At 70.2% G+C, this 8,992-nt stretch carries 8 protein-coding genes; all 8 read right to left on the bottom strand.

What is annotated here, in order from left to right:
- Positions 1 to 29 precede the first annotated feature (29 nt).
- The 8 genes from VGZ23_08810 to VGZ23_08775 are packed head-to-tail and all read right to left on the bottom strand — an operon-like array spanning position 30 to position 8,727.
- Positions 30 to 983 (bottom strand): ketopantoate reductase family protein, encoded by a 954-nt coding sequence (locus VGZ23_08810; protein ID HEV2357692.1) that lies wholly within the window; start codon positions 981 to 983, stop codon positions 30 to 32.
- Positions 980 to 1,723, bottom strand: a complete 744-nt coding sequence (locus tag VGZ23_08805) for an ABC transporter ATP-binding protein (protein HEV2357691.1) — start codon at positions 1,721 to 1,723, stop codon at positions 980 to 982. The genes VGZ23_08810 and VGZ23_08805 overlap by 4 nt, the downstream gene beginning before the upstream one ends.
- Positions 1,720 to 2,517 carry an ABC transporter ATP-binding protein gene (locus VGZ23_08800; GenBank protein HEV2357690.1) on the bottom strand — a complete coding sequence of 266 codons (798 nt, stop codon included), beginning with the start codon at positions 2,515 to 2,517 and terminating at the stop codon, positions 1,720 to 1,722. Before VGZ23_08800 ends, VGZ23_08805 begins: the two co-directional genes overlap by 4 nt.
- The gene (locus VGZ23_08795) at positions 2,514 to 3,527 is read right to left on the bottom strand and encodes a branched-chain amino acid ABC transporter permease (GenBank protein ID HEV2357689.1); all 1,014 of its coding nucleotides are present in this window, start codon (positions 3,525 to 3,527) and stop codon (positions 2,514 to 2,516) included. Before VGZ23_08795 ends, VGZ23_08800 begins: the two co-directional genes overlap by 4 nt.
- Complete coding sequence (locus VGZ23_08790) at positions 3,524 to 4,399, bottom strand: branched-chain amino acid ABC transporter permease (GenBank protein ID HEV2357688.1); 876 nt, start codon at positions 4,397 to 4,399, stop codon at positions 3,524 to 3,526. Before VGZ23_08790 ends, VGZ23_08795 begins: the two co-directional genes overlap by 4 nt.
- 30 nt (positions 4,400 to 4,429) lie before the next feature.
- Positions 4,430 to 5,596, bottom strand: a complete 1,167-nt coding sequence (locus VGZ23_08785) for an ABC transporter substrate-binding protein (GenBank protein ID HEV2357687.1) — start codon at positions 5,594 to 5,596, stop codon at positions 4,430 to 4,432.
- A 33-nt stretch (positions 5,597 to 5,629) separates the two neighbouring features.
- A complete protein-coding gene (locus tag VGZ23_08780; protein ID HEV2357686.1) occupies positions 5,630 to 7,075 on the bottom strand; it encodes a (Fe-S)-binding protein in 1,446 nt (481 codons plus the stop codon).
- Positions 7,072 to 8,727, bottom strand: coding sequence for an FAD-binding oxidoreductase (locus tag VGZ23_08775; protein HEV2357685.1), 1,656 nt, complete (start codon positions 8,725 to 8,727; stop codon positions 7,072 to 7,074). Before VGZ23_08775 ends, VGZ23_08780 begins: the two co-directional genes overlap by 4 nt.
- Positions 8,728 to 8,992 lie beyond the last annotated feature (265 nt).

The raw sequence follows: 8,992 nt of genomic DNA, 5'->3' as shown, positions 1-8,992 counted from the left end.
GCGGACGCGCGTCGCCGATCCCGCCCGCGTCACGGCCGGCGCCCCCGCGCGACGGCGGCCGTCTCGACCGCCTTCACGAGCCGGTACACCGTCCGGAGCGCCGGCACCGGCACGCCGGCCCGGTCGGCCTCGGCGATGAGCGCGCCGGCGAGCGTGTCGATTTCGGTCGGCCGTCCACAGTCGATGTCCTGCTTCATCGATCCCTGGTGGGTGTGGGCCGCGCCGAGCGCCCGGTGCTCGTCGATCACCGTCATCGGATCGACCGGCAGCGCGACCCCGCGCAATGCGGCGACGCGTTTGCCCTCGTCGACCAGCGCGACGAGCAACGCGTACGTGTCGGGGTGCGCGTAGACGGCGGAGAGCCGCAGGCCGGTCAGGACGGGCAGAGGATTCACGGCCGCGTTGAAGATGAGCTTGCTCCAGATGGCGCCCCGGGGATCGGGCAGCACCTCGGCGTCCAGGCCGGCGGCCCGGAGGAGCTCGCCCCACGCACCCGCGTGGGCGACGGTGGCCCGATGCGGTCCGAGGCGCGTCGGACCGATTTCGGACTGCACGATCTCGCCGGGGGCCCGCACCTCGCCGGCGTTCATCGTGACGCCGTGGCAGACCGGCGCGCGGCAGGCCTCCGCGATCGCCTCGGCGTTGCCCAGGCCGTTCTGGACGGTGAGGACGACGGCGCCGTCGAGCAGCGGCCGGGCCCGCGTCACCGCGGCCCGCGTCGCCGGCCCTTTGACGGCGACGAGCGCGTGCGTGGCGGCGAAGCCGGCCAGTGCGGCGGACCCCGACGCGACGGCGGCCGGCCGTGTCTCGATCGTGTCATCCACCGTCCCGGTCCGCACCCGCACCCGCAGCCCCCGCGCGGCGATGGCCTCGACGTGTTCCACCCAGGTATCGAGCACCGCCACCTCGCTGACCCGTGCCAGCCGCGCGGCGAAGATGCCGCCTACGGCGCCGCACCCGAGCACGAGCACGCGCGTGTTCATCCCGCCACCTCGTAGCCTTTCCCGAGGTAGGCGGACCGCACGCCGGGGTGGGTCAGCAGGTCCTTTGGGCGCCCGCGGAGCACGATGCGGCCCTGCTCCATGACGCAGACTCGGTCCGCGATGGAGAGGGCGGCCCGCACGTTTTGCTCGACCAGCAGCACCGCCAGGCGCTCCCGGACGCGCAGCGTGGTGAGCGTCTGCATGATCTCGCGGACCAGCAGGGGCGCGAGGCCGAGCGACGGCTCGTCGAGCAGCAGTACCCGCGGCCGCGCCATCAGCCCGCGTGCGATCGCGAGCATCTGCTGCTCGCCGCCGCTCAGATGCCCGCCCGCTCTGTGCGGCATTTCAGCGAGGCGCGGGAACACCGCGAGCGGGCCCGCCAGATCGGTCCAGAGCCGGCCTCGATCGCGCCAGTACCGGTGGTAGCCGCCGAGCAGCAGATTCTCGCGGACCGTGAGCGTGGAAAAGATCTGCCGGCGCTCCGGCACCAGCGCGACGCCCCGCGCGACGACCTCTTCCGCCGGCCGCCCGTCCAGCCGTTCGCCGGCCAGCGTGATCCGCCCCGCGGCCGGCGCGTAGACGCCGGCGATCGTGCCAAGGAGGGTCGATTTCCCGGCGCCGTTCGGACCGATCAGCGCGACAATCTCGCCCGGCATGATGTCCAGGTCGACACCGTGCAGCACTTCGACGGCGCCGCGGCGGGTCACGATCCCGGTGACGGCCAGGAGAGGCGCGGTCACGGCGCTCCTCCGGCCGACGGGGCGGCCTCCACCTCGTCGCCGAGGTAGGCCGCGATGACGTAAGGATCGCGCTGGATCTCCGCCGGGCGCCCTTCGGCGATCTTCTTTCCGTAATCCAGCACGATCACGCGATCCGCCGCTTCCATCACAAGGTCCATGTTGTGCTCGATGACCAGGAGCGTGACCCCGGCCTCCCGCAGCCGTCCCATCAGCGCGACGAGGTGCCGCGTCTCCTCCGCGGTCAGGCCGGCCGCCGCCTCGTCGAGGAGGAGGACGTCGGGCCGCGCGGCCAGCGCGCGGGCGATCTCGAGCAGGCGCTGCCGTCCGACCGGCAGGTCCCGCGCCGGATCGCCCGCGGACGCGCCGAGGCCGACGAGGTCGAGCACGGCCCGGGCGGCCGCTTCAACCTCGCGGTCCTCGCGCCACACGGCCGGGAGCGCCAGCGCCGCATCGAGCAGGCCGGTCCGCGTCCACCGGTGGCAGCCGACCATCACGTTTTCGACGACCGTCATGTCGCCAAAAATGATAAAGTTCTGGAATGTCCGTACGATGCCGGCCCCGGCGATCCGGGACGGAGCCAGCCGCGTGATAGACCGCCCGCGATACCGCACGGTGCCGGCGCTCGGCGCGAGGAATCCGGTGATCACGTTGAAGAGCGTCGTTTTGCCGGCGCCGTTGGGTCCGATGATCGCGACGATCTCGGCCGGCGCGACGCCGAAGGAGACGCCGTCCAGCGCGGTGACGCCGCCGAACCGCCGCGCGAGGCCCTCGATTTCCAACAACGGCGCCGTCATGCCTGCGCACCATCGGCCGGTTCCGGTGCGGTGCCGACCGGCGACGCGACGGCGGTCCTGCGGACGAGGCGCAGGTCGACGCCGCCGCGGACGATCCCGGAGGGAAAGAAGATCATGATGAGGACCAACAGAATGCCGTAGATGGCGGTCTGGTACTCTCCGCCGACCCGCGGAAGAAACCGCGGGATCTCCGCACGCACCGCCTGATCCAGCACGGTGACCGCGGCCGCGCCGAACAGGCCGCCCCACACGTTCGTGAGGCCGCCGACGACCGCCATGATGAGGAAGAACAGTGACGCGTACAGCGCAAACGGCGACGGTGAGATGAACCGGATGTAGTGCGCGTACAACGCGCCCGCCGCCGCCGCGTAGGCGGCGCTCAACACAAACACCTGCATCTTGTACCGTCCCACTTCGACGCCGAGTGCGGTCGCGCCGGCCTCGCTGCCGAGGATCGCGCGCAGCGCCCGGCCGCTGCGGTGGGCGGTGATGTTGCGCGCGAGCACGAGCGCGGAAAATGCCACGGTCCAGATCACGACGTAGTACTGGCGGTCGGTGACGAGATGCCAGCCTCCGATCGCAAGCCCCGGGATGTCCCGCAGCCCGCTGGCGCCGCCGGTCAACGCGTCCAGTTGGACCATGAGCACGTTCACGATGATGCCGACGCCGAGCGTGGCGAGCACGAAGAACACCTCGGCGAGCTGCAATGTCGGGAGCCCTACGACGTAGGCGGCCGCCGCGACGAAGGCCACGGCACACGGCATCGCGAGCCACGGCGACCATCCCAGGTCCCGGCTCAGCAGCGCCGACGTGTACGCGCCGAGCCCGTAGAACGCCGCTTGGCCGAGCGACACCTGCCCGCTCGTACCCAGCAGGACGAGCCCGAGCGTCACGATCGTGTAGAGGCCGATGATGTTCAGGACCCCCATCACGTACGCCGACGGTGCGATGATCTGCACGGCGGCGAGCACGGCCGCGAGGACGGTCATTCCCGCGACATCACGTTTCATACCTGCCTCCGCTGGGCCCCGTGCAGCAGGCCTTCGCGTTGCAGGAACAACACGAGGAGGAGCAGGGCGAAGGTGATCGCGCCTCCGTACCCCGGCGCCAAGTAGCCCGTCACAAGCGACTCGATCATGCCGACAAGGTATCCGCCGAACACGGCCGCCGGCGCATTCGTCAACCCGCCGATGACCGCGGCCACGAATGCTTTGAGACCCAGCCCGAGGCCCATGTCGTACGTCGCTCCTATGATCGGCGCGATCACGATGCCGCCGAGCGCGCCGAGACCGGCGGCGAGCGTGAAGGCAAACAGCGCCATTCGCCGCGGGCTAATCCCCATGAGCCGGCTGGCAAAGGCGTTGTCGGCGCAGGCCCGCAGCGCGGCGCCGGGCAAAGTCCGGGCGAAGAACATGAACAGGGCGATGACGGCGATGACCGAGAGGCCGACCGCCCACATCGCCTGGCGCCCCAGCACGCCGCCCATGACGATGAGCGGGTCGCCGGGCGTAAACTCGGGCAGCGAGTAGGGGTCGGCGCCCCACAGCATCAGCGCGAGTCCCCGGAAGGCCATCGAGACACCGAACGTGATGATGATGAGCGTCAGCGGATGGCTGCCAAACGCCGGTTCGATCGCGAGACGTTCCATGAGCGCACCGAGGACGCACGCGGCCGCGATCGCGCCGGCGATCGACAGCCCGAGCGGCACGTGGGCGGCGAGCAGCGCCGCGCACAGCATGGCGCCGATCATCGCAAATTCACCCTGGGCGAAGTTGAGAATTCCGGTGATCGTGTAGATGAGGACGAAACCGAGCGCCACCAGCGCATAGATACTGCCGATCGTCACACCGGTGAGGACGAGTTGCGGCAGGAGGGTCAACACGGCCGGCCGGGGGCCCGCCCCATCCTCCGCCTATTTCCAGATCGCCCAGTTGCCGTTCTTGATGACGACCAGCACCATGTCCTTTGTCGTCAGCCCGTTGTGGTTTTCGGGCGACATGTTGAAGACCCCGCCCGTGCCGACGAAGCCCCGCAGGTGCTCGAGGTAGTCGCGGATCTTGCCGCGGTCGAGACCGACGTGACGAATCGCGTCCGCCAGCATCGTCAGGCCGTCGAACGCATGACCGCCGAAGGTGTTCGCGGCATAGCGGTTTGCCGTCTCGAAGTCCCGCGCGTATTTCTCGAGGAGCGCCTTCTGCGGGTCCGTGGCCGGGAGTTGGCCGGCGATGAGGAGCTTGCCCGACGGGAAGACCACTCCCTCGGCGGCCGGACCGGCCAGTTGGATGAACGCCCGGTTGGCGATCCCGTGGCTTTCTAGGATCGGGACGCGCATCCCGAGCTGCCGGATGTTCTTCGCGGCGATCGATGCGGTGGGCGGCGTGCTCCACACCACCATCGCGCCCGGATTCTTGGCCCGCGCGCGGGCGACCTGAGCGCTCAGATCCGTATCGATGGCCGCGAACGGCTCGGTGTCGACCAGCGTGACCCCTTGGTGAAGCCCGAAGGTCCTGAGCGCGACCAGGCCGTCCTGACCGAAGTCGTCGTTGCGGTAGAGGAACGCGATGGTCTTGACATGCACGGCCACCAGATATTCAAGCGCCTTCTGCGCCGCCGTCGCGTTCCGCTGAGGCATCTGGAAGACCCACGCGCGCGTGGGCACCGTGAGCGTTGTGCTCGCCGCCAGGGACATGAACGGGACGTCGGCCTGGATCGCGTAATCCGCCATCGCCTGGGACTCGGGGCTCGTGGTCCCGCCCACAAACGCGATCACGTTGTCCTCGGTGACGGCCTTCTTGGCAAGGAGGATGGCCTTGGTCGGGTCCGACTCCGTGTCGTAGGTGATCACCTGAACGGGCCGGCCGGCCAGCCCGCCGGCCGCCGTCCATTGGGCCTGCAGCATCCGCGCGGTATCCTGCTCCGGCTTTCCGAGCGAACTCGCCGGCCCCGTCACCGCCGTGATCACCGCGATCTTGATCGGCGCGCCCTGGCCCAGCCCCGGAGCCGCCGGGACGAGCAGTGCCACAGCCACCGCCGCCGCGAGCCCGGCCACGGCCAGCCGGCGTGTCCATCTGTCATCCACTCGACTCACCCCCCCGATGCGTGCGTGTGAACCCTACGTCAGTGCTGCGGCTGCGATCTCCGTCAGGTCCTTGATCTCAAGACGACCGTCTGCGGCCGCAATCCGGCGCAGGTGCGCGCCGCACAGCAGCGAGGTCGTCACGACGATGCGGCCCGACGTCAAGACCTCGGCCGCCTGCGCCAACCGCTTGCGTCCCCACCAGGTCGCCTGCTCCGGAAACGCCTCAGGTGCGCCCGCGGACGCCCCGCAGCAGTAGAGGTACTCGCGGCGGAGATGTGCTTCGCGGACACGCACCCCGGGAATCTGCGCCAGGATCTCGCGCGGCGGGTCGAGCACCTTGCCGTACCGGCCGAGGTGGCAGCCGTCGAGCAGCACGACTTCCTCGTCCACCGCGCCCGCGAAGGTGAGCCGGCCTTCCTTGAGGAGGGCGGCGAGAAACGGCACGATGTGGGTGAACGGAAACCGCGGGCGCTGCGGGGGGCCGTAGTGCTTCGGCGGGGCGGTCCACGCCTGGTAGCCGGTGTCGTCCACCGTGACCACCTTCCCGACACGTCCGCCGTCCGCCATCCGCGTGATTTTGTCGATCGCGGCGCGGTTGAGGTCGAGGTAGCCGCGCACGTCCCCGGCTGCGAGCACCGGCATCGCGGTCGCGATCTCCTCGTCGCCGAGCGTGCCGACCGTGAAGCCGGCGGCGCGGATCAACCGCACGCTTGCGGCGAGCGCCGGCCACAGCGTCCGATCATAAGGCGCGCGGGCGTCGAGCAGCAGCAGGACGTCGACCCTGCCACCGCGGCTCAGATCCACGACGTCGGTGCCGGTCGCTTCGAGCCACCGTGTGGCGTGGGCCTTCGGGTCCCCGGTGACCGTCCCCGTGGCCAGCAATCGCTGTGCGAGCGTGCGCAGGCCTTCGGGGACGATCTCCCAGCCGTAGCGGTCGAACAGCCACTTGCGCTCCGCGAGCAGAATCCCGTGCAGATCCCACACCTCGCGCGGCAGCGTCATGAACTCCTTCATGAGCGGCACGCGGTTGCGGGAGAAGCACAGCTCCTGACATCCGGTGCAGAGGAGGCACGTGTACACGACCTCCTGCATCCGGCTGTCGTCGGGCGCGACCTCGAGGCCGTCCGCGAGATCGCGGGCCAGAAGCGCCCGGCCGTACGCGGTGTACGCCTCGTGGCGGTAGTAGTCCCACGTGGGGCACACCGGCTCGTTGAACAGGTCGCGCCGCCACTCCGTTTCTCCGTAGGCCTTGCGGTAGGGCTCGGTGAGGGTGAGAATGCCCCGCTGCATCTCCTCCGTGCACAGCCGGCACGTGTAGCACTCGAAGAGGTTGATGCCTTTGGCCTCGATCTCCGCGCGCAACTCGGATCCCCGCACAGACGGCCGCGGTTCTCCGCGCGCGCCGCTCGGAGCCGGGGTCCGGTGCTGCGGTTTCATGCGGCCCGCCGCCGCCTTCGGCCGTGCCTTCCGGCGGCTCATCGGGATCGGCCGCCCCGTGCCCGCCGCGCGCGACCTGGTGCGCGTCGCACCGGCGCGGCCCCAGGGCGCCCGCGGGCCGGCCTGGCCTCTCCCCGGATCCCGTTCTTGCCCGGCGCCAGGATCTCGTTGGGATCGAGGGCGCGTTTGATCTGAGCGCACACGGCCTGGAAGACCGGATCGAGCCGGCGCATCGTGTGGTCCATGAACGCGACGTTGGTCCGGTACGGCAGGTAGCCGCCGTCGCAAAACGCGTCCGTGAGCTCGCGATAGCAGGCCATCGCCCGGGGCATCTCGTCGGGCTGCTTGTGCAGGAGCATCATGACGTGATGCTGGTCGCGGGAGGCCGCGATGAACTCGCCGATGTAGTCGAACCCGTGCTTCCAGAAGATCGGCCGCGCGATCTCCATGTGCTTGCGGGCTTCCTCGCCGAAGAGCGGCACGACCGGCGCGACGAACGCGTTCCCGCCGCCGCGCCAGGAGAGACGGCTGTACTCGACCATCGACGGCACGCCCGTCATGTTCCGGACTTTGTGGTCCCAGTACGGACTCTGCCGCGCCGCCTCCACGTCGAGCAGCGTCGCCTGCGGCAGGTCGGCCGCGGCGCGCCGCCGCACCGTGTCCGCCAGCTCGTTCACGACCGGCGGGGAGCCGTACAGGCACCCCGCGACGTTCCACATGCCGAGCATCCGCGTGCGCGCCCGGTCCCGGATCCACCCTTCCGGCACGGGGCGCGTGCCCCCGGTGAGGTCGCGCGGGTACTCCGCCTCCGCGGCGAGCGCGAGCAGCGCGTGCGCGACCACGACCGCGCTCGGGAGCAGGTGCGACACCTTGAGCGGACGGAGGAAATCCATGATGGCGACGATGTCGTCTTCGCGGTCGCACGTCATGAGAATCGGCCGGTAGGCGGGCGGCTCCGGCATGAGCCAGATGCCGAGCCGCGTGACGATTCCGTAGTTGCTCGCCGTGAACAGCCCGTCGAGATAGGGCCCGTATCCCCACTTGAAGATGTGCCACGTCCGCGATCCCGGCAGGGCCCCGGAGCCCGTCCGCAGGAGGCGGCCGTCCGGTAGCACCACCTCCATGCCGCACGAGAAGAGGAAGTGCTCGCCGTACGGGGTGTAGCCGACGCCGCGCTCCACGGTGTTGCCGAGCGGGCCGGCCCCGGGCGCGGTGGCCGGCGGATCGAGCCACAGCGGCAGGTTGTGGTCGCGGAGGTGCTTGTATAGCTGCGCGTACGTGACGCCGGGCTCGACGACCGCGTACGCGAGCTTCTCGTTGACCTCGAGGATGCGGTTCATCCGTCCCAGGTCGAGGACGACGTTGCCGGGTTCCACCGCCATCATGCGGCCGTAGGCGATGTTCTTCCCGGTGCTCGTCGGCCACAGCGGGATCCGCAGGCGATTGGCGACGCGCACGACGCGCTGGACTTCCGCGACGGAGCCGGGGCGCACGACCGCGGAGGGCCAGATCGGCGGGACCATGATGACGTCGTGGGCGTAGGGGACGAGCTCGGCCGGGGAGAGGGAGACGTTGCGGTCGCCGACGATCGTGGTGAACTCGCGAACCGCCCGGGCGAAGGTTTTCTCGCCGATGCCCTTCGGCCGTTGGATCCGCCGTCCGTTCGTTTCGGCCGCCACCGCGTCACCGTCCATCACCGGGGATGTCGTCCCGTACGGCGGAACGGCATCCCTCAGGCCGGAACCGAGATGGGTTCGAGTTACGCGCGTCTTCGGACAAACCCTCCCGGAACCGGCCGCGGGTGTCCCGGGCCGATCTTCCGTCGCCGGCCGGCGGGGTCGGCGGCCGGCCCGATCGACGATCAATCGACGCCAAGTGGGGAAAGTACGATCTGGGCGCCTCAGCAGTTGGGCGCAACCAGGAGGGATCGATGCGACATTTCTTGCTTGTGGGCCTACT

It is taken from the genome of bacterium (assembly GCA_035945995.1).
Taxonomy (GTDB): Bacteria; Sysuimicrobiota; Sysuimicrobiia; order Sysuimicrobiales; family Segetimicrobiaceae; genus DASSJF01.
This window is presented reverse-complemented; position numbering and strand designations above follow the sequence as displayed.

What these genes read in the sequence shown, in the direction of transcription:
- VGZ23_08800 (HEV2357690.1), bottom strand. Translation starts at nt 2,517, where the DNA reads ATGACGGCGCCGTTGTTGGAAATCGAGGGCCTCGCGCGGCGGTTCGGC.
- VGZ23_08780 (HEV2357686.1), bottom strand. Translation starts at nt 7,075, where the DNA reads ATGAGCCGCCGGAAGGCACGGCCGAAGGCGGCGGCGGGCCGCATGAAA.
- VGZ23_08795 (HEV2357689.1), bottom strand. Translation starts at nt 3,527, where the DNA reads ATGAAACGTGATGTCGCGGGAATGACCGTCCTCGCGGCCGTGCTCGCC.
- VGZ23_08810 (HEV2357692.1), bottom strand. Translation starts at nt 983, where the DNA reads ATGAACACGCGCGTGCTCGTGCTCGGGTGCGGCGCCGTAGGCGGCATC.
- VGZ23_08775 (HEV2357685.1), bottom strand. Translation starts at nt 8,727, where the DNA reads ATGGACGGTGACGCGGTGGCGGCCGAAACGAACGGACGGCGGATCCAA.